This is a genomic window from Bartonella sp. AD328YNZD (assembly GCF_042196425.1).
Map to the genome: position 1 here is coordinate 1 of NZ_JBHIQG010000731.1, position 716 is coordinate 716.

Annotated in this window: 1 protein-coding gene; it reads right to left on the minus strand. The window is 39.1% G+C overall.

From position 1 onward, the window contains the following. On the minus strand, window positions 1-716 hold a 716-nt coding region (locus ACFIO3_RS14725), incomplete at both ends, for a hypothetical protein (RefSeq protein ID WP_375704742.1).

Consider the following 716-nt stretch of genomic DNA (forward strand, 5'->3'; position numbering starts at 1 on the left):
TCAACAATCTTGACAAGGTTATCGCTTTCATAAACCTCATAATTTATAGGAACTTCCTTTACTTTGCTTTTCTTGGTTAATTTCGCATTGCCATAAGCGCGACCCCAGACCTTAGTATAGAATAAAACCTTGGCATTACCAAAAACAGAGCCATAAATTTCAGCACAACCGCCCACCAAAGCACCGCCATAGACCTTGCCATGTATTTTTGCACGACCATTAATAAAGGCATAATTATAAACCTTGGCATAGCTATGAATACGGGCAGAGCCAGCAACAATGGCACGACCATAGACCATTGCATGACTAAAAACCGTAGCATCATAAGAAACATGAGCATAATCATAAATATGAGCATCAGCAAGAACGCGGGCAGCACCACTCACATGAGCATACCCATAAACATTGCCATAAACATGAGCATTGCCATAGACACAAGCATGGTCATAAATTTTTGCGTATTGAGAGATGAAAGCCTTGCCATAGATTTCACAATTCCCATAGACTTGACCACAAACTTGAGAAAAATGCCGTATTTTTGCATTTTCAGAAACGACGGCATAGCCATACACACAAGCTTTATCATAAACCCAGCAATTGCCATCATGGGATAGATTAGCTTCCTTTTCAATAAAGCCCCCTAAATCCCCCGTCTTAACATCATCAAAATCTTTTAAAGCTTTAATGCGATAAAGATTTATAATATTTCGAGTAAG